This window comes from Pseudomonas sp. MDT1-85, assembly GCF_054898065.1.
This window is the reverse complement of record NZ_CM142715.1, coordinates 5,374,882-5,396,826: the sequence shown is the minus strand read 5'-3', so window position 1 is coordinate 5,396,826 and position 21,945 is coordinate 5,374,882. Positions and strand designations below refer to the sequence as shown.

The following is a 21,945-nucleotide window of genomic DNA, read 5'->3' as shown; positions in this document are numbered from 1 at the left end:
GGAGTTGAAAGAGCGGTGTTGTTTAGCTCTTTTGACGGTTCGATCATCTCGGTCGAAAGCGGAGAAAAAGAGGTGTTGACAGCAGCGTGTAACGCTGTAGAATTCGCCTCCCGCTAACGAGAGATCGGAAGCGCAAGTGGTTGAAGTTGTTGAGGAAATCCTTGAAAACTTCTGAAAATAACCGCTTGACAGCAACAGAGGCTGCTGTAGAATGCGCGCCTCGGTTGAGACGAAAGATCTTAACCAGCCGCTCTTTAACAACTGAATCAAGCAATTCGTGTGGGTGCTTGTGGAGTCAGACTGATAGTCAACAAGATTATCAGCATCACAAGTTACTCCGCGAGAAATCAAAGATGTAACCAACGATTGCTGAGCCAAGTTTAGGGTTTCTTAAAAACCCAAAGATGTTTGAACTGAAGAGTTTGATCATGGCTCAGATTGAACGCTGGCGGCAGGCCTAACACATGCAAGTCGAGCGGCAGCACGGGTACTTGTACCTGGTGGCGAGCGGCGGACGGGTGAGTAATGCCTAGGAATCTGCCTGGTAGTGGGGGATAACGCTCGGAAACGGACGCTAATACCGCATACGTCCTACGGGAGAAAGCAGGGGACCTTCGGGCCTTGCGCTATCAGATGAGCCTAGGTCGGATTAGCTAGTTGGTGAGGTAATGGCTCACCAAGGCGACGATCCGTAACTGGTCTGAGAGGATGATCAGTCACACTGGAACTGAGACACGGTCCAGACTCCTACGGGAGGCAGCAGTGGGGAATATTGGACAATGGGCGAAAGCCTGATCCAGCCATGCCGCGTGTGTGAAGAAGGTCTTCGGATTGTAAAGCACTTTAAGTTGGGAGGAAGGGCAGTTACCTAATACGTAATTGTTTTGACGTTACCGACAGAATAAGCACCGGCTAACTCTGTGCCAGCAGCCGCGGTAATACAGAGGGTGCAAGCGTTAATCGGAATTACTGGGCGTAAAGCGCGCGTAGGTGGTTCGTTAAGTTGGATGTGAAATCCCCGGGCTCAACCTGGGAACTGCATTCAAAACTGACGAGCTAGAGTATGGTAGAGGGTGGTGGAATTTCCTGTGTAGCGGTGAAATGCGTAGATATAGGAAGGAACACCAGTGGCGAAGGCGACCACCTGGACTGATACTGACACTGAGGTGCGAAAGCGTGGGGAGCAAACAGGATTAGATACCCTGGTAGTCCACGCCGTAAACGATGTCAACTAGCCGTTGGGAGCCTTGAGCTCTTAGTGGCGCAGCTAACGCATTAAGTTGACCGCCTGGGGAGTACGGCCGCAAGGTTAAAACTCAAATGAATTGACGGGGGCCCGCACAAGCGGTGGAGCATGTGGTTTAATTCGAAGCAACGCGAAGAACCTTACCAGGCCTTGACATCCAATGAATCTGCTAGAGATAGCGGAGTGCCTTCGGGAACATTGAGACAGGTGCTGCATGGCTGTCGTCAGCTCGTGTCGTGAGATGTTGGGTTAAGTCCCGTAACGAGCGCAACCCTTGTCCTTAGTTACCAGCACGTTAAGGTGGGCACTCTAAGGAGACTGCCGGTGACAAACCGGAGGAAGGTGGGGATGACGTCAAGTCATCATGGCCCTTACGGCCTGGGCTACACACGTGCTACAATGGTCGGTACAGAGGGTTGCCAAGCCGCGAGGTGGAGCTAATCCCAGAAAACCGATCGTAGTCCGGATCGCAGTCTGCAACTCGACTGCGTGAAGTCGGAATCGCTAGTAATCGCGAATCAGAATGTCGCGGTGAATACGTTCCCGGGCCTTGTACACACCGCCCGTCACACCATGGGAGTGGGTTGCACCAGAAGTAGCTAGTCTAACCTTCGGGAGGACGGTTACCACGGTGTGATTCATGACTGGGGTGAAGTCGTAACAAGGTAGCCGTAGGGGAACCTGCGGCTGGATCACCTCCTTAATCGACGACATCAGCTGCTCCATAAGTTCCCACACGAATTGCTTGATTCATTGAAGAAGACGATAGAAGCAGCTTTAAGCTCCAAGCTGATAGCTCAACGCTAACAGTTACAAGCTCGAAATTGGGTCTGTAGCTCAGTTGGTTAGAGCGCACCCCTGATAAGGGTGAGGTCGGCAGTTCGAATCTGCCCAGACCCACCAATTTTGTTATGGGGCCATAGCTCAGCTGGGAGAGCGCCTGCCTTGCACGCAGGAGGTCAGCGGTTCGATCCCGCTTGGCTCCACCATAAACTGCTTCGAAACGTTTGAGAGTTTAGAAATGAATATTCCGGTGTGAATATTGATTTCTAGTCTTTGATTAGATCGTTCTTTAAAAATTTGGGTATGTGATAGAAAGATAGACTGAACACTACTTTCACTGGTAGTGGATCAGGCTAAGGTAAAATTTGTGAGTTTAATCGCGAATTTTCGGCGAATGTCGTCTTCACAGTATAACCAGATTGCTTGGGGTTATATGGTCAAGTGAAGAAGCGCATACGGTGGATGCCTTGGCAGTCAGAGGCGATGAAAGACGTGGTAGCCTGCGAAAAGCTTCGGGGAGTCGGCAAACAGACTTTGATCCGGAGATGTCTGAATGGGGGAACCCACCTAACATAAGTTAGGTATCTTAAGCTGAATACATAGGCTTAAGAAGCGAACCAGGGGAACTGAAACATCTAAGTACCCTGAGGAAAAGAAATCAACCGAGATTCCCTTAGTAGTGGCGAGCGAACGGGGACTAGCCCTTAAGTGGCTTTGAGATTAGCGGAACGCTCTGGAAAGTGCGGCCATAGTGGGTGATAGCCCTGTACGCGAAAATCTCTTGGTCATGAAATCGAGTAGGACGGAGCACGAGAAACTTTGTCTGAATATGGGGGGACCATCCTCCAAGGCTAAATACTACTGACTGACCGATAGTGAACTAGTACCGTGAGGGAAAGGCGAAAAGAACCCCGGAGAGGGGAGTGAAATAGATCCTGAAACCGTATGCGTACAAGCAGTGGGAGCCCACTTTGTTGGGTGACTGCGTACCTTTTGTATAATGGGTCAGCGACTTATTTTCAGTGGCGAGCTTAACCGAATAGGGGAGGCGTAGCGAAAGCGAGTCTTAATAGGGCGTCTAGTCGCTGGGAATAGACCCGAAACCGGGCGATCTATCCATGGGCAGGTTGAAGGTTGGGTAACACTAACTGGAGGACCGAACCGACTACCGTTGAAAAGTTAGCGGATGACCTGTGGATCGGAGTGAAAGGCTAATCAAGCTCGGAGATAGCTGGTTCTCCTCGAAAGCTATTTAGGTAGCGCCTCATGTATCACTGTAGGGGGTAGAGCACTGTTTCGGCTAGGGGGTCATCCCGACTTACCAAACCGATGCAAACTCCGAATACCTACAAGTGCCGAGCATGGGAGACACACGGCGGGTGCTAACGTCCGTCGTGAAAAGGGAAACAACCCAGACCGTCAGCTAAGGTCCCAAAGTTATGGTTAAGTGGGAAACGATGTGGGAAGGCTTAGACAGCTAGGAGGTTGGCTTAGAAGCAGCCACCCTTTAAAGAAAGCGTAATAGCTCACTAGTCGAGTCGGCCTGCGCGGAAGATGTAACGGGGCTCAAACCATACACCGAAGCTACGGGTATCACTTAGGTGATGCGGTAGAGGAGCGTTCTGTAAGCCTGTGAAGGTGAGTTGAGAAGCTTGCTGGAGGTATCAGAAGTGCGAATGCTGACATGAGTAACGACAATGGGTGTGAAAAACACCCACGCCGAAAGACCAAGGTTTCCTGCGCAACGTTAATCGACGCAGGGTTAGTCGGTCCCTAAGGCGAGGCTGAAAAGCGTAGTCGATGGAAAACAGGTTAATATTCCTGTACTTCTGGTTATTGCGATGGAGGGACGGAGAAGGCTAGGCCAGCTTGGCGTTGGTTGTCCAAGTTTAAGGTGGTAGGCTGAGATCTTAGGTAAATCCGGGATCTTAAGGCCGAGAGCTGATGACGAGTTACCCTTTGGGTGACGAAGTGGTTGATGCCATGCTTCCAAGAAAAGCTTCTAAGCTTCAGGTAACCAGGAACCGTACCCCAAACCGACACAGGTGGTTGGGTAGAGAATACCAAGGCGCTTGAGAGAACTCGGGTGAAGGAACTAGGCAAAATGGCACCGTAACTTCGGGAGAAGGTGCGCCGGTGAGGGTGAAGCATTTACTGCGTAAGCCCATGCCGGTCGAAGATACCAGGCCGCTGCGACTGTTTATTAAAAACACAGCACTCTGCAAACACGAAAGTGGACGTATAGGGTGTGACGCCTGCCCGGTGCCGGAAGGTTAATTGATGGGGTTAGCTAACGCGAAGCTCTTGATCGAAGCCCCGGTAAACGGCGGCCGTAACTATAACGGTCCTAAGGTAGCGAAATTCCTTGTCGGGTAAGTTCCGACCTGCACGAATGGCGTAACGATGGCGGCGCTGTCTCCACCCGAGACTCAGTGAAATTGAAATCGCTGTGAAGATGCAGTGTATCCGCGGCTAGACGGAAAGACCCCGTGAACCTTTACTATAGCTTTGCACTGGACTTTGAATTTGCTTGTGTAGGATAGGTGGGAGGCTTTGAAGCGTGGACGCCAGTTCGCGTGGAGCCAACCTTGAAATACCACCCTGGCAACTTTGAGGTTCTAACTCAGGTCCGTTATCCGGATCGAGGACAGTGTATGGTGGGTAGTTTGACTGGGGCGGTCTCCTCCTAAAGAGTAACGGAGGAGTACGAAGGTGCGCTCAGACCGGTCGGAAATCGGTCGTAGAGTATAAAGGCAAAAGCGCGCTTGACTGCGAGACAGACACGTCGAGCAGGTACGAAAGTAGGTCTTAGTGATCCGGTGGTTCTGTATGGAAGGGCCATCGCTCAACGGATAAAAGGTACTCCGGGGATAACAGGCTGATACCGCCCAAGAGTTCATATCGACGGCGGTGTTTGGCACCTCGATGTCGGCTCATCACATCCTGGGGCTGAAGCCGGTCCCAAGGGTATGGCTGTTCGCCATTTAAAGTGGTACGCGAGCTGGGTTTAGAACGTCGTGAGACAGTTCGGTCCCTATCTGCCGTGGACGTTTGAGATTTGAGAGGGGCTGCTCCTAGTACGAGAGGACCGGAGTGGACGAACCTCTGGTGTTCCGGTTGTCACGCCAGTGGCATTGCCGGGTAGCTATGTTCGGAATAGATAACCGCTGAAAGCATCTAAGCGGGAAACTAGCCTCAAGATGAGATCTCACTGGGACCTTGAGTCCCCTGAAGGGCCGTCGAAGACTACGACGTTGATAGGTTGGGTGTGTAAGCGCTGTGAGGCGTTGAGCTAACCAATACTAATTGCCCGTGAGGCTTGACCATATAACACCCAAGCAATTTGCAGGCTTCGAGCTGAAAAGCGAAAAGGCACCAGATTGCGGTGTGTGAAGACGAAACGAACCGAAAGTTCGAGATACTCACAAAACACCAAGCTGTCACATACCCATTCGCTGGAGCGTGAGCCGCAAGGCAAACGACCTGGCTACCGAATTTCTTGACGACCATAGAGCATTGGAACCACCTGATCCCATCCCGAACTCAGCAGTGAAACGATGCATCGCCGATGGTAGTGTGGGGTTTCCCCATGTGAGAGTAGGTCATCGTCAAGATCAAATTCCGAAACCCCTATCTGCGTATGCAGGTAGGGGTTTTGTTTGTGCGCAGGAAAGAGCACTCCGGCGACAACACAAAATTGCACAGTTATTTTCGAGTCAGGACACTAGAATAGGTCCAACTTATTGGAGCCAGAGCCTTTATGCCAGATCCGGTTGACGCCCCAAGGCTGTCAGATTTACCGCTGGACGACTTGGTAGCGTGTCATGAGTGCGATTTGCTGATGCGCAAGCCTGAGCTTGCTCATGGTGAGAAAGCCATCTGTGTACGCTGCGGTTATGAGCTGTATGCCCATCGACACAATGTCGTGCAGCGCAGTCTCGCCTTGGTCATTGCCGCGCTGTTGTTGTATATACCTGCGAACTTTTTACCCATCATGCAGCTCCATCTACTCGGACAATCGTCGCACGATACTGTCTGGAGTGGCGTTGTAGGTCTGTTCGATACCGGTATGCGAGGCGTAGCGGCAGTGGTATTTCTTTGCAGCATGGGGATTCCGCTGCTCAAGCTGCTTTGCCAATTGGTCGTGTTGCTGAGTATTCGCTTCGATATCGGACGCAGTTACGGTCTGCTGCTCTACCGCATTTATCACCATCTACGGGACTGGGGGATGCTTGAGGTTTACCTCATGGGTGTGCTGGTTGCGATCGTCAAATTGGCCGATATGGCGGCGATCACCGTAGGTTTTGGTCTGGCGTGTTTCATCAGTTTGTTGTTGGTTCAGGTCTGGCTGGAAGTGGTGATGTCACCGCACCAGATCTGGCAGGCTCTATCAGGAGAAGATGCCCATGCGGGCGATTGATGCAGGCATTCTGATTTGTGCCGAATGCCACGAGTTGAATAGACAGGAAGCCGATACCGACGAGCAGGTTTGCACCCGCTGCGGCGCGCTGGTTCACGCCCGCCGCCCAAACAGTCTGATGCGTACCTGGGCATTGTTGATCACAGGCGCGATTCTCTACATCCCGGCCAATGTGCTACCGATCATGACCGTCAATTCTTTGGGGCAGGGCGATCCGAGCACCATTATGTCCGGTGTGATCCAACTGGTTCAGCACGGCATGATTCCGATCGCCGCCGTGGTTTTTATCGCCAGCATCCTGGTACCCACGTTCAAGCTGGTGGGCATCGCATTGCTGCTGTTTTCGGTGCAGCGTCGCCAGCCGCTCTCGGCACGCCAACGCATTCTGATGTACCGCTTTATCGAGTTCATCGGCCGCTGGTCGATGCTGGATATCTTTGTGATCGCCATCCTGGTGGCGGTTGTGAATTTTGGACGGCTTGCCAGTATCGAAGCCAATCCTGGCGCCATCGCCTTCGCCAGTGTGGTGATTTTGACGATGCTTGCCGCAGTAACTTTCGATCCCCGACTGATTTGGGATAACACGGAGTCGGACGACGACCATGACTGATTTGCCTAAAGCGAAAACCCGACCGGCCTCGAACTGGTCAGCCATTTGGGTATTGCCCCTGATCGCATTGATCATCGGCGGCTGGCTCGGCTGGCGTGCCTACAGCGAGACGGGCATCGAGATTCAGGTGCGCTTCGAAAGTGGTGAAGGCATTCAGGCCAACAAGACCGAGGTCGTCTACAAAGGCATGTCGGTCGGTAAGGTGAAAGCCCTCAAACTCGATGACGAAGGCAGCTCCAAAGGAGTGATCGCTACCATCGAGATGAACAAAGACGTGGAGCAATACCTCAGGACCAGCACGCGTTTCTGGCTGGTCAAACCGAGCGTTAGCCTGGCCGGTATCACGGGCCTGGAGACGCTGGTCTCGGGTAACTACGTGGCTGTCAGCCCAGGTGAAGGCGAGCCGACCCGCAAATTCAAGGCCCTGGCCCAAGAGCCTCCGCTGTCGGACGCCCAACCCGGCCTGCACCTGACCATCAAGGCTGATCGCCTCGGCTCGCTGAATCGCGGCAGCCCGGTGTTCTACAAGCAGATTCAAGTCGGTCAGATCAAAAGCTACGTGCTGTCCGCAGACCAGAGCACTGTCGAGCTCAAAGTCTTCATTGAGCCGACCTACGCCAGTCTGGTGCGTAAACACACGCGTTTCTGGAATGCCAGCGGCATCAGTATCGACGCCAACCTTTCTGGTGTGAAAGTGCGTAGCGAGTCCCTCGCCAGCATCGTCGCCGGTGGTATTGCGTTCGCCACTCCGGAAAACCGCAAGGACAGCCCGCCCACCGATCCAAGCCTGCCGTTCCGTCTCTATGAGGATTTCGATGCAGCCGCAGCGGGTATTCGGGTCAAGGTCAAACTCAGCGATTTCGAAGGTCTGCAGGCTGGTCGTACGCCGGTAATGTACAAAGGCATCCAGGTCGGTAATCTGAAAACGCTCAAGATTGACCCGGACCTGTCCAGTGCCAGCGCCGATTTGACTCTCGACCCACTGGCCGAGGATTACCTGGTCACTGGCACCCAGTTCTGGGTGGTAAAACCATCGATTTCGCTTGCCGGTATTACCGGCCTGGAAGCGCTGGTCAAAGGTAACTACATCGCCGTGCGCCCTGGCGACAAGGGTGGTGCACCGCAGCGCGAGTTCGAAGCACGGCCCAAGGCGCCGCCACTGGATCTGCGTTCGCCAGGCCTGCACTTGGTGTTGTTCACCGACAACCTTGGGTCTCTGGAAGTCGGCAGTCCGATTCTCTACAAACAGGTCAAGGTCGGTTCGGTTCAAAGCTATCAATTCTCGCGCACCAAAAAGCAGCTGGTGATCGGGGTGCATATCGAGAAGGAATACGAAGGGCTGGTCAACGCCTCGACGCGTTTCTGGAATGCCAGCGGCATTACGCTTACCGGTGGGTTGACCGGCGGCATCCAGGTCAAAAGTGAGTCGTTGCAAAGCCTGATGGCCGGTGGCATCGCCTTCGAAACTCCGGAAGCCAAGGCGCCGTTGCAAAAACGTATTCCACGTTTCCGCCTGCATGCCAACCATGATGAGGCAACGCAGAAAGGCACTATGGTGACGATCAAGGTCGATCGCGCCGATGGCCTGCGCAGTGGCACGCCGGTTCGATTCAAAGGCCTGGACGTTGGCAAGATTGAGGACGTCGACCTCAGTGATGACCTTCAATCAGTACTGCTGACCGCGCGAATCACAGAAGTGCCGGAGCGTATCGCTCGGGTCGGCAGTCAGTTCTGGGTGGTCAAACCTGAGCTTGGCCTCATGAAAACCTCGAACCTCGAAACGTTGGTCACCGGGAAATACATCGAAGTGCAACCGGCGCCAAAGAACCTCGGCCCGCAGAAGACTTTCGAGGCCTTGACCAATCCTCCGGAAATCGCCAAGGAAGAGGCTGGTTTAAGCCTGGTGTTGAGCGCTGCTCGCCGGGGCTCGCTGAAGACCGGCGTCCCCGTCACCTATCGCGAAATCACGGTAGGCAAGGTGACCGGCTATGAACTGGGCCAGACGGCTGATCGAGTGTTGGTGCACATCCTGATTGAGCCGAAGTACGCGCCGCTGGTGCGCAGTGGCACCCGGTTCTGGAACACCAGTGGTTTTGGTTTTGACTACGGCTTGTTCAAAGGCGCGACAATACGCACCGAATCGCTGGAGACGCTGGTTCAGGGCGGCATTGCTTTTGCCACGCCGGATGGCGACCGCATGGGTGTCCCGGCGCGGCCCGAGCAAACCTTCCCGCTGTTCGACCAGTTCGAAGATGAGTGGCTGACTTGGGCGCCGAAGATCTCGATCGGCAAGTAGTCTGTCGGCGTCTGTGATATCGCCTTCGCGGGCAAGGGCTAGGCGCCCCCCTGCTCCTACAATGAAAAGATAAAAAAGGCCGCGATCCATTGGATCGCGGCCTTTTTTGTTGGCTTGGATTAAATCAAATCAGACCGGATCCAGCTCTGGCTCATCAGCTTGTACAACAACGGTTGCCTTCACTTCATCGTGGCGGCGGATGTACTTCCAGTCCGCCTCGTCGATGTAGATGCCGTTCGGGCCGCTGCCGCCTTCCAGGTCGATGGCGACACTGGCGCAAACTTGCGGCTTCACACTCGCCAGAATCGGCACGAAGCCCAATTGCAGGCTGGTTTCCAGCAGGGCTGCCTGGTTCTTTTCGTCGATGTCCGCCGCTTCGTCGAGGTAGTACGGCAGGCGCACGCGGCCGGCCTGGTCGCGGTCCATCAAGTGCAGCAACAAGTACATGTTGGTCAGCGCCTTGATGGTCATCGTGGTGCCGTTGGACGCCGCACCGTCGATGTCGGTGTGGATCACCGGCTGACCATTGACCTTGGTGATCTCGAACGCCAGCTCAAACAGATCCTTGAGACCGAGCTGGTTGTGGTTTGCCGCCACCAGCCGCGCCAGGTATTCCTTGGCTTCTTCGTTCTTGTTGTCCTGATCGGCGCTTTGGCTCAGGTCGAAGACGGAAAGGGTTTCGCCTTCTTCGTACTGACCGGCGCTATGGATGATCTGGTCAATGTGCTTGAGCGCTTCCTTGTTCGGCGCGAGCACGATACGGAAGCTTTGCAGGTTGGAGACCTGACGCTTGTTGATCTCGCGGTTGAACAGCGCCAGTTGATGTTCGAGGCTGTCATAGTCGCTACGGATGTTACGCAGCGTCCGGGCAATGTCGGTGACTGCCGCACGGCGAGCCTTGCCGAGGGTCAGGGCTTCGTCGGTGCGGTGCGCGTACGCATTGATCAGCAGTTGCAGGCGACGCTCCATATCGTCTTCGCTGTCGAACTTGGCCACGCCCTTGAGGCGAACCTGAGCGTACAGCGCCTCGATCTGCCCGTCGCTGCGCAGCAATCCTTGCCAGCTGTCCTGATAGTCATTGAGCAACGGCAGCAGGTTGTCCATGGAATCGTCGACCGGGTCCATGAACGGCGTGCCGAACGGCAGGTCCGCTGGTAACAGCTGACGACGACGCAGGGCGTCATCGAGGGTGCGTTGCTTGGCTTCCATGTCGCCGATCTGCCGGCCGACCAGTTGCAGCTTGGCCGACAGTTGCTGGACGCGTTCGGTGAAGGCGTCGCTGGAGCGCTTCAATTCATCCTGAGCGGCTTCCATCTGCGCCAATTGCTCAAGCTTGTCGCCTTCTTCGGCGCTCAGGGTTTGCGCGCGGCGGAAGTCTTCCAGGGCTTTCTGCGCATCCAGCACTTGCTGGTACAGCGCTTCGGTCTGGGTCTTGCTGGCCGCGCGGTCGGCTGCCACGGCTTGTTGGGTTTTCAGTTGCTTGAGTTCTTTGTCCAGACGCTCTTTCTGATCGCGCAACGCCGCACGGTCAGCCAGAGCTTGCAGCGCTGGCGGCTCGATGTGCGAGATGTCGATGGACAGGCCCGGCACTTCGAAGCGCTCGCCTTTGAAGCCATCCAGGATCAGCTCCATGGATTTGACCCACTGACCGTCCTCGTCCAGCGTAATGCCGTGTTCACCCAGTGGCAGGCTGAACAGTGCGCTGTTGAACAGGCGCATCAGGCGTTCGACGTCCTGCTGCGAGAATTCTTCGCGCAAACGGGCGTAGCTGTTGTTGTCGGCGTGATCGAGTTGTTGCTTGACCGACTTCAGGCGTTTTTCCAGATCCCGCAGGCGTTCTTCCAGATCCTCGGCGCTGAATTGCCTCGACTGGGCCAGCGCACCGGCCAGTTCGTCGTGCGCATCCTTGGCCGCGAGCAGTTGCTGCTCAAGGACTTTGACGTCATCGACCAGTGCGAAGCGATGTTTGAGCACCGACAACTCGCCGAGCCAGCGCTGGATGCCGGTGATTTCCCGCTCCAGACGCATTAGCTCCTGAGTGCCGCCGCGTTGATCGTTTTGCAGCGCGTCCTGCTCGTTGCGGTAGTGCTCGGCCTGAATCGTCAGTTCTTCCTTGCGCGCACTGGCGTAATCCGACCAGGTGCCGAGCAGGGAATCGAGCAATGGCGAGATCCGGTGCAGTTTGCCGCGCAAAATATTGCGCTGAGCCACGCCAGCGGCCAGTGCTTCAACCAGCGGGCCAGCGGTGACCAGCGAGTTGTAATCCTGCTCCATGCGGCGAACATCGCGGAAGGCTTCTTCGCACGCGGCGATGTAATCGACACTGCCGGAACGCAGGCTGTGTTCGAAAGCATCGAGGAACAACTGCTTGAGCTTGGCCGCGGTGATTTCGCGCATGTGCAGCAAGTTGATGAACAGGGCGCGGAAGGTCTTCAGGCTCTGCTCGCTGGTGGAGCGCAGCGGGATCAACGTCAGGTCCAGCGGAATCGAAGTGTGGCCACCCACCAGCAAACGACGCAGTTCATCCGGCTTGAGTTCGTAGGCTTTCAGGCCTTCGCGTTCGAGGTTGTTGAACAGCTCTTTCTGCCGCAGGCAAGTGTCGTTTTTCTGGTAATGGGCCAGGTCGAGTTTGCCGGCATAGGCAAAGAACTGGTGACCGAAACCGCCGCCCGGGCCGCGGCCGACCACGCCGATTACGTGCGGGCCGTGGGGCAGGGAAACTTCCACGAGGATGTAACTGGTGTCCGAGGCGAAGTAGAAACGCCGGGATTGCTCCAGGCTGTACTTGCCGAAACTCATGTCCGACATGCGCGCCAGAATCGGGAACTGCAAGGCGTTGATCGAAGCGGATTTACCGAGGTTGTTCGCGCCGTAAACCGACAGTGGCTCTTCCAGCGGGAACAGGCCGAGGCTGTAACCGGCGGTGTTCAAAAGGGCAAAGCGGCGAATGCCGTAGCGTTCCTTGCTCATGCGTCGGTCTCCTGTTCTTCGGCGATGGCGCGGGCCATGGCGAGTTCTTCGCTTTCTTCTTCGCTCTCTACCTCAAATTCTCTGAGGTCCAGCGGATCATCGGTTTGCAGCAGCTTTTCATCGCTGTCGTCATCGATCAGCACTGGCACCGGCAATGGCAGCACGCTGTGCAGGCTGGCCGCCAAGTCGCGGTCCTGCTGAACCGACAGGCAAACATCGAGGAAGCGGTGCATCGGCGGCAGGAAACGGTAGATGCCGTTTTCTTCACCGGCGAAACCGAGCTGAGTCATGCGGCGCATGATTTTTTCTTCGAGTTCTTCGACGGTCTGCACTTCGGCCTGGATGAACAAGTCGCGGTACTTTTCCAGCAACGATGGCAATTCATCGCGGCCGAGGCTGCCACCGTCGAGCACGGCGACTGGATCGCGGCCCTGATCAGCCAGATGCTCGACGAGAATGAAGGTGAACAGCGCCAGACGTTGCGCGGTCTTGTTCACCGCCGCAGCAGCGAGGTCCGGGACGAAGTAGTAGAAACCACGGGTGTCGCAGACCAGTTCAAAGCCCAACGCCTTGAACAGCGTGCGGTACTGGTCCTGGAAGTTTGACAGTTGCGCGTACAGCTCCGGGTCGCGGCGGCTAACGTGGTAGCCCTTGAACAGCTCGCGAAAAATCGGCGCCAGCTGGGACAGTTCGGAAAGATCAAGATACATGTGGGATGCTCGCAGAATCCTCGGCGGCGGTGGCGCGTGCCGAGAGCAGGGCGAAGGAGCGCAGGCTGACCTGATGCTCGTGAGTGTGGTAATCGCGGCGTTCCAGGCGCTCGCGTTTGAAGCGTTTCTCCCGCGACAGTCGCGAGAACCAATAAAGCAATTCGTCAGTAGCGCCGTCCGGCTCCTGCTCCAGCAGCCAGGTCATCAGGTCCGGCATCGGCAATGCGTCTTCGCAGCGCTCGAGCATCTCCCGAACCGTGCGTGGCGCGCGCGGGGCTTCACCTTTCTGGGTCTTGTGGGCCTTGGGGAAACGCGCAGGTTTCGGCTCGAAACGGGCCAAGGCGTACACGTAGGCTTCAACCTGACTGGCGCTGCCGAGGAAGGTGCTTTGCGGCCGGGTGAACATCGGCATCGCGGCTTGCGGTACCGCATCGATACCTTTACGACGAATGGCCGATAAGGCCAGCGCTGCGCCACGGGTCACGGCGTTGTGCCGGCGCGCTTCTTCACGAAGCGGCAGCAGCAGTTCACGGGCATGACGCAGAGTCAGTTGAGCACTGGTCTGCATTTCGAGGATGCGTGCGTGGGTGCGCAGCAACATATCGTCGTCGACCAGATGGCCGAGGCGCTGCTGTTCAGTGAGCATCTTCAGCAGGACGTTTTCGACCTTGCGCACGCCTTGTTCGAAGGCGCCGTCGGCGTTCACCAACTGAATCATCGGCTCGACGTATTCGTCCCAGGTCGCCAGCACTTCAGCGTAGCGCTGACGCAGCGGGATCTGCCGGTCGCTGGTCTTGGCCCGCTCGGCGACGGCCACCAGGGCCTGTTCGTCGTTGGCGAGTTTCTTCAGAACGTCCCGCACGCGCATGTCGAGCAGACGCAACTGGCGCGCCAGGTCGTGGCCGTCGCGAATGTCGAAGGCGTCTTGAATGTAACCGGCCAGACGCTCGAGATGGCGCAAGTAGGCTTCGATTTCCAGGCACAGGCCCAAACGGTGCTCACGGCGCAGGTAAGCGAGGAAGTCGTGGATCTGTGCGTTGAGCTCGAAACGGTTCGGGCTTTTTGCCACGGGAACCAGAATGTCGAGGCGGATCCACACGTCCAGCAGGCTGGTGATGTCCTGCGGTGTACTGTCGAGTTGCTGGGCGGCCAGTTGCGTGCGCAGTTCGTTGAGGCTCAAGGTGCCTTGGTCGAAGTGCTCGCACAGTGGCTCCAGAAGTGCCCAGTGTTCAGCGAGGGCGCGCAAGACGCGCTTGGGTTCGATCATCGGAATGGCCGGCTGGTTGGCGATTAAAAGCCGCGATTGTACTGCATCGCAGCCGCGTCGATTCACTCTCGGGATGGGCTGTCGCCATTTTTCATGGGTGGAAAGACTATCGGTGAAGTCTATCGATCAACAGCGCGGGCGATCTTGAGCGAAGGGCGGTAGAATCACTGCACTTTAGTTATCCGCAAGTGGCCGACCTTTGCTTATCGAGTCCCGTCGCCGCGCTTATTTGACCGCCATGCAGGTGGTCAACTGGCTGCCGCGCACCGAATTGCCCTTTGCTGCGCCCTCGCGCCCCGAACTGCTGGAGATGCCCGAGCCATTGGTCGTCACCCCGGTTGCGCCTGCTCCGGTGGCGCAGGCGCCCGTGGAACCTGCGGCCAAACCAGCCGAGCGGGTAAAAATCGAGGTGCCTCGGCCATCGCTGGCCAGCACCCGCACGAACGCCAAGGTCGAAGAAGAGGTGGTCCCGGTCGCGGTCAAGGCGCCGGTCGTTCCGCCACCGCGTTTCGCCCTGCAATTGCTGCGCGCAGGTCGTTGCCTGTTGCTGGTGGAGTTACCCACAGGCGAAAGCTTCCAGACCCGCGATCCGGCCTATCTGTTACTCAAAGACATGCTGCGCGCCGCCGGCCTGCCAGACAGCCCGCAGATCATCGGCGAACCGGTGCGCTGGCCGCTGCTGGCTCGCGGCACCATGGATCAGGGGCCGGAAGCGGCTCGGGATTTCGTACAAGGCTTTCTGTCGGCCCGTCTGGAAGACGCTCCATGCGTCTGCCTGTGGCTGATCGGCTTGCCGGCGGTGCGTTTCGCTGGTGAGGCCAACGCCGAATCCTTCAACCGTGAACTTCAGGTCGAAGGCCTGGGGCCGGTCTGGGCCCTGCCGGGTCTGGAATTATTAATGGAAGAGCCACAGCGTAAGGCTGATGTCTGGCAAGCCATGCGTCGGCTGATGGCGCGCTGGAAAGAATCGAATGAGTGACGCTGTATCGTTCCGCCCGATGACCGAGGCGGACCTGGACACTGTACTGAAAATTGAATACGCGGCTTACAGCCACCCCTGGACCCGCGGGATTTTTCTCGATGGCCTGGCCAAGTACCAGATCTGGCTGATGTTCGAAGGGCAACAGCAGGTCGGTCATGGCGTGGTGCAGATCATTCTCGACGAGGCGCATTTGCTGAACATCACCGTCAAACCGGAAAATCAGGGCCGAGGCCTGGGTTTGACGCTGCTGGAGCATTTGATGTCGATTGCTTACAGGGCAGAGGCTCGGGAATGTTTTCTGGAAGTGCGCGACAGCAACCGGGCGGCGTTTCGGTTGTATGAGCGGTATGGGTTCAACGAAATCGGACGTCGACGGGATTACTACCCGGCGGTTGGCGGGCGAGAGGATGCCGTGGTCATGGCTTGTACATTAGTGGATTGAGTCTTAAAAGCTTCGCGGGCAAGCCTCGCTCCTACAGGTTTTGTGCCGTTCATACATTTTGTGTTCGGCACCAATTCCGTAGGAGCGAGGCTTGCCCGCGAAGGCGTCCTCACTGACGACAACGATCAACGCTTGCCATCCATTGGATCGCGCTGCGCCAATTCCGCCTCATCCAGCCCATTGCCCCCGCCGATGTCGTCTTCATCGACAATGCTCAAATCCCAATCCGCCTGGTCGCCTTCACCCTCTTCTCGGGCGTCCCGTGCGCCGTCTTCACGGATCAAGGTTTCCGGGCTCATGTCATCGTCGGTGGATTCATGGTCATCGGTCGAGCCCCCCGTCATGCCAGCTTCGCGGATGCGTTCGTCGGGCATTTTCTGCGCACGCTCGCGTTCGGGGATCAAGTCGCCGATTCTGGCGCCAGATTCTTCCTCGTCGAAATCCAGCTCATGTACTGAGCCCATGCGGTCTTCGTTGTCGTCGATGGGCTCGGGTTGCGCCTCATCGAACGGACGTAGTGAATCAGTCATGGCATTCCCTCATACTGTAGGCCTTACTACAGTTGACCTACCGGGCTTGCGAGAATTCCACCGGCAGGGAAGCGCCGGATAGCCATTTATGCATCAGGGGGGTATCTGCATCTCGCGCGTGACCCCGACACAGGGTTGTCTGTCAAAGTAGCAAATCATTCTTGAGGCTTCATTGCATGAACGAATTACAAGATCTGATTGATAACAATGAGCGCTGGGCCGACGCGATCACCAAGGAAGATCCTGATTTCTTCGCCAAGCTGGCTCGTCAACAAACCCCGGAGTACCTGTGGATCGGCTGTTCCGATGCGCGGGTGCCGGCCAATGAAATCGTCGGCATGCTGCCGGGTGATCTGTTTGTGCACCGCAACGTGGCCAACGTTGTACTGCACACCGACCTCAACTGCCTGTCGGTGATTCAGTACGCGGTCGACGTACTCAAGGTCAAACACATCCTGGTCACCGGCCACTACGGTTGCGGCGGTGTACGCGCCTCGATGCAGGACCGTCAGTTGGGTCTGATCGACGGCTGGCTGCGCTCGATTCGCGATCTCTATTATGAAAAGCGCGACGAACTGGCCAAGTTGTCCACCGAAGAAGAAAGGGTCGACCGCCTCTGCGAGCTCAACGTGATCCAGCAGGTGGCCAACGTCGGTCATACCAGCATCGTGCAAAACGCCTGGCATCGTGGGCAAAGCCTGTCGATCCATGGTTGCATTTATGGCATCAAGGACGGTCGCTGGAAAAGCCTGAACGCCACCATCAGCGGTTTCGAACAGTTGCCACCGCAGTATCGTTTGCGTCCGGTCGAGGCGTTGTAAAAGCCTTTCAGCCGTGACTTCGCCGACGCCAGTGTTGAAAGAACTGTTCTCCATTGGCATTCGGCGACTCGTCATAGCCGATGATCCAGCCACGGCAGCACGGACAACCGCAGCGGCAGGCGAACTGCCGCAGCAGTTTGTCTTCTGTCGTGGCGAAATCCATCGTCAGCCGGTCACCCTTTTTGATGTCTTTGAGCGCCCATAACCACAGCTCGCTCATGTCGAGAAAGACATTGGGGTCGCAAGAGTGGCTCAGCAGGCCGCAGAAGCGCGGATCGTAGACATGGATTTCGGGGGCCATCTGCCGGGTATGTCGGCAGCGATAGGGCAACAGATGCCCAGAAACCCGGCAGATTCGGCTGATTCGAGGAAATTCGCGCAGAGCCATGACCGCTATTGCCGATCCCTCTGCGTTGTTGAGAATTTCAAAGTCATCCCTGGAGGGGAATCCAAGGCGAAGGGGCAATTCTTCAAAGGGATAGATGCCATTGGATGGCGGTGGGGGTATTTTTTGTTGGTTGTGGGCTCTCATAACAATCCTTGTCAGCTGGGTGCTACAACCTCCGTCAACCGACATCCGTCAGCTTTGCAGCACATGGGTATGCCTCAAGCCTCTCGCAAATGAAACAATCGATCTACTGTCAGATATGACAGGCGTAAAAGGCTATTTCCCGCGTCAGCCATGGCTCACGCGGGAAAGACTTTCATCGTTTACAAGTGTGGGGCAGGAGCAGAGTTCGCAAGAGACGGGCTCTTCAGCTGTTTCAGCTGGGATTTGACCGTCGTTGTTGCGCATTTGGCCACGGCCTGTTCAGGCGTCAGGTTGCGGATCGAGGTGTAGAACAGTTCGCAGGTTTTTTCTTTCTGGGTCACTTGCCAGGTCTGAGTACAGCTTTTCAGCTGAACGGTAGGGTCGGTACCCGGTTTGCTGCCCATTCCGGCCTGCCAGCACGCGGCGCTCAAATCCTGCCCCATGACTTTCAGCCCCGCGGCGTCAGCCTTGGCTTGGGCATCGCTGCCGCTGTAGGCTTCGGGATCGGCGGCGTACCAGATGTAGCTCGGATGGTTGGAACCCAGTACCGGCACCTTCACACCCTCGCTCGGGCTGATGGTTGCCAGGCCCAGGACGTCCACGGTCGGCCCATATTGTTGCTTGATCCAGTTACGCACCGGTGCGCCGAAGGCAACCATTGGCAACGCAGCGCCGCTGGCGTTCTGGCTGACTTCCTTGACCATGGTGGTCTGGTAATCCTTGAAGTAGTCATAGACGCCTTCAAGGTCCTTGCCGGCGCTGGACGGTGCGGCAATCGGCGCGATGTCGATGATGGTCTGATAACCCGGTGTCTGGTCGACAGGGATGCCGTTGGCAGTCAACAGCGTGGCCCAACGGTCGGTGGTCTTGGACTCCAGGTAGTCCTGGGCCTGGGTCAGCGAATAATCCGGCGGGAAGTGCAGCAGTTCGACGCTTTTGCGATTTTCCAACGCCATGCCCAGCGGCAGGAACAGATACCAGCTATAGGTCCATTTACCATCGGCACTCAGCTTGCTGGCGCCGTTGTAAGCCAAATCCCCAGCGTTAAGCAATGCGGTCAATGGCTTGTCATAGCCGTTGGGCACACCGCTGATATTGGCGTAAAGCTGCTTATTGTCGGTTTTGACCACCACTTTTGCGGTTTTGTAGCCATCGCGTTGTACGCTTTGGGTCAGGTAGTGCTCGACTGTCTGTTCGAGCGTCCAGTTGCGATAGCAGATGACACTGCAGTTGTTGGGGTAGGCGAACAGCCGAGTAACACGTTCGGTACTGCCCAGGTTCAGATCGACATCGGCGTGAGCGGCGGCACTCAGGGTGAGTGCGGCCAAGGTGAGTCCTGCGAGTTTGAACATGCTCAGATCCTTTTCAGCGTGAGCCCTCGGAGGCGGGGCGGGTACATACTGAAACTACTTGTGTCGAGCGGTCTAGTGCCCAGGTGAAAAGATCGCCGTTTCACCGATAGTTTAAAATGCGTTAGTACCCGATGTGGGGCAGGGATCTGTATGATTTTCTGCGGAAGAGAACGGGGTTTGTATAGCGACTATTTTTGTAGGACAACCCAGAAACACTCTTCAGAAAATATCCCCACGGCCGATGGCTAGGCTGTATGCCGCTTTCTACCCCAGTCCATCGGTGCTTCCCATGTTCAACAAACGCTTGAAGCAGGAGCTGTCGGCTCTTCGCGAAGAACTCTCCAGCCTTCAGCAAGTCAAGGAGAGCCTGGACAGCGAGATGCTGGTCCTGACCCTTGATGCCGATGGCAGGGTTCAATCGACCAACCAGAACTTCATGGGTGAAATGCTCTACAAGGGCAACGATCTGGTCGGCCGACACATCGAAGACATCGTCCCCGTCCATGTGAAATCGAACGAATTTCATCGCCGCTTCAAGACTGCGCTGACCCGTGGCGAGCACTTTGCCGGCACGGTTCGTTTATTGCGGGGCAACGGTGCCGAAGCCTGGCTGCGGTCGATCATGCAACCGGTGCGGTCCTCGGATGGCCGGATCAAACACTTCTCGATTTACTCCAGCGACCTGACCCGCACCATCGAGGCGTCCCGTGAACATGAGAACCTGATCGGTGCGCTAGTGCGCTCGACCGCGGTCATCGAGTTCGACCTCAATGGCAACGTGCTGACGGCCAACGAGCGGTTTCTCAACGGCATGGGCTACAGTCTCGCGCAGGTCCAGGGCAAACATCACCGCACTTTCTGCGAACCTGAGGAATATAACAGTGCCGAGTATCAGAACTTCTGGCGTCGCCTGAACGCTGGCGAGTTTGTGGCCGATCGTTTTAAACGTATTGATAACCACGGTCGCGTGGTCTGGCTGGAGGCTTCCTACAACCCGGTGGTCGACGCCAACAACAAACTCTACAAAGTGGTGAAATTCGCCACGGTGATTACCGATCAGGTGAATCAGGAGCAAGCCGTTGCCGAAGCGGCCAACATTGCCTACAGCACTTCTCAGCAAACCGACCAGAGCGCACAGCGCGGTACTGCCGTGGTGACCCAAGCCGTGGACGTGATGCGTGACCTGGCCAAACACATGCAAACCGCCGGCGAAGGCATCGAGGCGCTGAACGCGCAATCGCTGGTGATCGGCACCATCGTCAAAACCATCAGTGGCATCGCCGAACAGACCAATCTGCTGGCGCTCAACGCGGCCATCGAAGCGGCACGCGCCGGTGAGCAGGGTCGGGGTTTTGCCGTGGTGGCTGACGAAGTCCGGCAACTGGCTTCGCGTACCAGCCAGGCGACCGATGAAATTGTCGGCGTTGTGCGCCAGAACCAGGACATGGCGCGCAACGCCGTGGCACTCATGACCGACGGTAAACACCAGGCTGAACAAGGTCTGGCGCTGGCGGCGGAGGCGGGGACGGTGATCGTCGAGATCCAGGACGGTGCGCAGAAAGTGGTGAACGCGGTCGGGCAGTTTGCCAATCAACTATCGACTTGATGCGATCCATCCAGGCGTGGGTCGCCATCAAAAAGGGGCTACCCATTTCACTTCCAAGGACAGGATGCGTTGCGCACGCTGCTCTCGGCTTATGGGCGGGGTTTTCTGGGCAATATGACCAACCCGAAGTCGGCGCTTTTCGTCGCAACGATTTTCGCCACGGTCATGCCTTCTTCCCCTCCGCTGATGTTGCTGGCGCTGGCCGTACTGACCATGGCGACTTTGTCGTTCAGTTGGTATTGCAGCGTAGCGCTGCTGTTTGCCAGCCGTCGGGTTGCGGGTGTCTACGACCGCTCGCGCAAATGGCTGGATCGGTTCGCCGGCAGTTGCTAGCTGTTGTTCGGCGCACATCTGGTGGCCAATCGTTGAGGGGTTCTTAACGCGCGGGGTCGTTCACGCGTCGAACCGTTACTGATCGGTATCGACAAACAAGGCCACTGGCACCTCAACGATCCTTCGAATTTCCTGCTCAATCAAGAAAGCTAACCAAGGACTTATGGATGAGCGATTCAACGGTGTACCTGTTTTCTTACGGCACCTTGCAGGACAAAGCCGTGCAACTCGCCAACTTCGGGCGAGAGCTGACTGGCAGCGACGACGCGATGCCGGGTTACGAACAGTCCTGGGTGGAAATTACTGACCCCGAGGTGTTGGCCACCAGCGGCAAGTCCCAGCATCCGATACTTCGTCCGGGCAGCGAGAGCAGCGCGCCGATTCCGGGGATGGTGTTCCAGATCACCCCCGAAGAATTGGCTGCCGCCGACAGCTATGAAGTATCGGATTACAAGCGTGTCAGCGTGGTACTGAAATCCGGGATTGAAGCGTGGGTGTATGTGAGCGCGTAGTTGCACAACTCGCGGTTATCCCGAATGATAGGGGGGGTTGTATACAAAAAATGTAATTTAATGGAACAATCCAAATGAAAGTCAGCGCCCGTAACGTATTCAAAGGCACCATCAGTCAATTGCAGTCAGGCGCGGTCAACGCCGAAGTCTCCCTGAAACTTCCAGGCGGCAATGAGCTGGTTGCTGTGGTGACCATGGCAAGCGTGAAGAACCTCGGCCTCGCGGTCGGCAAGGAAGCGGTCGCGCTGGTTAAGGCGCCGTGGGTCATGCTGATGACCGAATCCAGCGACATTCGCCTTTCGGCGCGCAACTGCCTGGAAGGCAAAGTCACCAGCGTCACTGATGGTGCGGTGAACGCTGAAGTGGTGATCCAGCTCGATGGCGGCAGCGAAGTTTATTCGATCGTTACCCGTGAAGCGGTTGCAGAGCTGGGTTTGGCGCCGGGCGTGAGTGCGACAGCGGTGATCAAGGCGTCGCATATTATTTTGGGTGTGCCGGCCTGAGTTTTTGCGAGTAGGAATAGACAGCACGCG

Annotated in this window: 15 protein-coding genes, 2 tRNA genes, 3 rRNA genes and 2 pseudogenes; 16 read left to right on the top strand and 6 right to left on the bottom strand. The window is 56.5% G+C overall.

Annotated elements, in window-relative coordinates; genetic code table 11:
* Positions 1-410: 410 nt before the first annotated feature.
* The 8 genes from ACYZT2_RS24205 (at position 411) to ACYZT2_RS24170 (ending at position 9,355) form a co-directional block, all read left to right on the top strand.
* Positions 411-1,949 (top strand): 16S ribosomal RNA (locus ACYZT2_RS24205).
* 123 nt (positions 1,950-2,072) lie between these two features.
* Positions 2,073-2,149, top strand: a tRNA-Ile gene (locus tag ACYZT2_RS24200).
* A gap of 10 nt (positions 2,150-2,159) precedes the next feature.
* Positions 2,160-2,235, top strand: a tRNA-Ala gene (locus ACYZT2_RS24195).
* A 229-nt stretch (positions 2,236-2,464) separates the two neighbouring features.
* Positions 2,465-5,356 (top strand): 23S ribosomal RNA (locus tag ACYZT2_RS24190).
* A 171-nt stretch (positions 5,357-5,527) separates the two neighbouring features.
* Positions 5,528-5,643: ribosomal RNA gene (gene rrf / locus ACYZT2_RS24185) — 5S ribosomal RNA — on the top strand.
* Together the 16S, 23S and 5S rRNA genes with 2 tRNA genes alongside form the textbook arrangement of a ribosomal RNA operon.
* A gap of 146 nt (positions 5,644-5,789) precedes the next feature.
* Positions 5,790-6,449 carry a paraquat-inducible protein A gene (locus ACYZT2_RS24180; protein ID WP_461967994.1) on the top strand — a complete coding sequence of 220 codons (660 nt, stop codon included), beginning with the start codon at positions 5,790-5,792 and terminating at the stop codon, positions 6,447-6,449.
* A complete protein-coding gene (locus ACYZT2_RS24175) occupies positions 6,436-7,059 on the top strand; it encodes a paraquat-inducible protein A (protein ID WP_461967992.1) in 624 nt (207 codons plus the stop codon). The genes ACYZT2_RS24180 and ACYZT2_RS24175 overlap by 14 nt, the downstream gene beginning before the upstream one ends.
* Positions 7,052-9,355 carry a PqiB family protein gene (locus ACYZT2_RS24170; protein ID WP_461967990.1) on the top strand — a complete coding sequence of 768 codons (2,304 nt, stop codon included), beginning with the start codon at positions 7,052-7,054 and terminating at the stop codon, positions 9,353-9,355. Before ACYZT2_RS24175 ends, ACYZT2_RS24170 begins: the two co-directional genes overlap by 8 nt.
* Before the next feature lie 129 nt (positions 9,356-9,484).
* Here ACYZT2_RS24170 and mksF read toward each other — a convergent pair whose 3' ends face one another.
* From mksF to mksB, 3 genes are read right to left on the bottom strand one after another with little or no spacing between them, the layout of a single operon-like run.
* Complete coding sequence (mksF, locus tag ACYZT2_RS24165) at positions 9,485-12,325, bottom strand: Mks condensin complex protein MksF (RefSeq protein ID WP_461967988.1); 2,841 nt, start codon at positions 12,323-12,325, stop codon at positions 9,485-9,487.
* The gene (mksE, locus tag ACYZT2_RS24160; RefSeq protein ID WP_461967986.1) at positions 12,322-13,035 is read right to left on the bottom strand and encodes an Mks condensin complex protein MksE; all 714 of its coding nucleotides are present in this window, start codon (positions 13,033-13,035) and stop codon (positions 12,322-12,324) included. Before mksE ends, mksF begins: the two co-directional genes overlap by 4 nt.
* Entirely contained in the window at positions 13,025-14,302 is a 1,278-nt protein-coding gene (gene mksB, locus ACYZT2_RS24155) for an Mks condensin complex protein MksB (RefSeq protein WP_461967984.1), read from the bottom strand. Before mksB ends, mksE begins: the two co-directional genes overlap by 11 nt.
* A gap of 238 nt (positions 14,303-14,540) precedes the next feature.
* Between mksB and ACYZT2_RS24150 the strand changes: the two genes are divergently transcribed.
* Together ACYZT2_RS24150 and rimI are read left to right on the top strand one after the other, a co-directional pair.
* Positions 14,541-15,281, top strand: a complete 741-nt coding sequence (locus ACYZT2_RS24150) for an energy transducer TonB (RefSeq protein ID WP_461973249.1) — start codon at positions 14,541-14,543, stop codon at positions 15,279-15,281.
* Positions 15,274-15,726 carry a ribosomal protein S18-alanine N-acetyltransferase gene (rimI, locus tag ACYZT2_RS24145; protein ID WP_461967982.1) on the top strand — a complete coding sequence of 151 codons (453 nt, stop codon included), beginning with the start codon at positions 15,274-15,276 and terminating at the stop codon, positions 15,724-15,726. Before ACYZT2_RS24150 ends, rimI begins: the two co-directional genes overlap by 8 nt.
* Before the next feature lie 125 nt (positions 15,727-15,851).
* On the opposite strand, the gene ACYZT2_RS24140 is transcribed toward rimI, so the two are convergent.
* Complete coding sequence (locus ACYZT2_RS24140) at positions 15,852-16,256, bottom strand: serine kinase/phosphatase (RefSeq protein ID WP_461967980.1); 405 nt, start codon at positions 16,254-16,256, stop codon at positions 15,852-15,854.
* 176 nt (positions 16,257-16,432) lie between these two features.
* Here ACYZT2_RS24140 and can point away from each other — a divergent pair, with 176 nt between their 5' ends.
* Complete coding sequence (can, locus tag ACYZT2_RS24135) at positions 16,433-17,077, top strand: carbonate dehydratase (RefSeq protein WP_461967978.1); 645 nt, start codon at positions 16,433-16,435, stop codon at positions 17,075-17,077.
* A 7-nt stretch (positions 17,078-17,084) separates the two neighbouring features.
* On the opposite strand, the gene ACYZT2_RS24130 is transcribed toward can, so the two are convergent.
* Together ACYZT2_RS24130 and ACYZT2_RS24125 are read right to left on the bottom strand one after the other, a co-directional pair.
* A complete protein-coding gene (locus ACYZT2_RS24130; protein WP_461967976.1) occupies positions 17,085-17,609 on the bottom strand; it encodes an SET domain-containing protein-lysine N-methyltransferase in 525 nt (174 codons plus the stop codon).
* Between the two features lie 179 nt (positions 17,610-17,788).
* Positions 17,789-18,961: a hypothetical protein gene (locus ACYZT2_RS24125; protein ID WP_461967974.1), complete on the bottom strand. Its 1,173-nt coding sequence runs from the start codon at positions 18,959-18,961 to the stop codon at positions 17,789-17,791.
* A gap of 241 nt (positions 18,962-19,202) precedes the next feature.
* On the opposite strand from ACYZT2_RS24125, the pseudogene ACYZT2_RS24120 reads away from it, so the two are divergent.
* The 5 genes and pseudogenes from ACYZT2_RS24120 to ACYZT2_RS24100 all read left to right on the top strand — a co-directional run.
* A pseudogene (locus ACYZT2_RS24120) lies at positions 19,203-19,979 on the top strand (PAS domain-containing protein); the annotation flags it as partial.
* A complete protein-coding gene (locus tag ACYZT2_RS24115) occupies positions 19,959-20,567 on the top strand; it encodes a methyl-accepting chemotaxis protein (protein WP_461973247.1) in 609 nt (202 codons plus the stop codon). The pseudogene ACYZT2_RS24120 and the gene ACYZT2_RS24115, both read left to right, overlap by 21 nt.
* A 66-nt stretch (positions 20,568-20,633) precedes the next feature.
* A pseudogene (locus ACYZT2_RS24110) lies at positions 20,634-20,900 on the top strand (LysE family translocator); the annotation flags it as partial.
* A gap of 167 nt (positions 20,901-21,067) precedes the next feature.
* Complete coding sequence (locus tag ACYZT2_RS24105; RefSeq protein WP_461967972.1) at positions 21,068-21,412, top strand: gamma-glutamylcyclotransferase family protein; 345 nt, start codon at positions 21,068-21,070, stop codon at positions 21,410-21,412.
* Between the two features lie 74 nt (positions 21,413-21,486).
* Positions 21,487-21,915 carry a TOBE domain-containing protein gene (locus ACYZT2_RS24100; RefSeq protein WP_461967970.1) on the top strand — a complete coding sequence of 143 codons (429 nt, stop codon included), beginning with the start codon at positions 21,487-21,489 and terminating at the stop codon, positions 21,913-21,915.
* Positions 21,916-21,945 lie beyond the last annotated feature (30 nt).